The sequence below is a fragment of the Enterobacter cloacae complex sp. P15RS genome (assembly GCF_014895905.1).
GTDB lineage: Bacteria > Pseudomonadota > Gammaproteobacteria > Enterobacterales > Enterobacteriaceae > Enterobacter > Enterobacter quasihormaechei.
The window spans coordinates 1-555 of record NZ_JADBQL010000066.1; the positions used below are offsets into that span (position 1 = coordinate 1).

A 555-nucleotide genomic window follows, 5' to 3' on the forward strand; every position below is an offset into this window, starting at 1 on the left:
TAAACTTTAATTGCATTAATAGAACAGTAAGGTGAGAAGAAAATGAGGGATTTTATTAATCAATTACATCATATAGTCAAACATTCCATTCGATATAAATACCACAATCGAAGCTTTTTTCATTAGATTGTACAACAATTCTACCCCAATCATGCTCCCATTGAAATCCATATGGGGGATTGTTAATTTTGAGTTTAGGGCTTGAGGTTATTTCATTCTCAACCCATGCAGTCAAACGCTTCTGTTCATCCGATAAATTACTTAGACTAGCCCTTTTATCCCAATCCGCTAGAGTTTTATAAAAACTCCCATCCTTACTAGTAAGGAATATTAATGGAGAAAAAGAAAATACTGAAGGCCTCAGTTCCAAAATGAAAACTTGATCTTTCCATTTAATATTATCAATAGAGAAGTAAAAATAACCTATTGTAGTCAACGGCGAGAATAAATTGTAAAATTCGGATTTTTTAAAAGTCTCAATATCTCTTAATTCGAGGAGGTAGTTGTTAATGGTCACAAAGCCATTATGAACATTAAGGTTCATGTCTAACATAT

The 555-nt window shown here is 32.1% G+C and carries 1 protein-coding gene; it reads right to left on the minus strand.

Features of this window, described 5'->3' with window-relative positions; all coding sequences use genetic code 11:
- Positions 1-76: 76 nt before the first annotated feature.
- Positions 77-555 (minus strand): hypothetical protein (locus tag IM267_RS21125; RefSeq protein ID WP_193034242.1); only part of this gene is annotated, 479 nt, incomplete at its 5' end.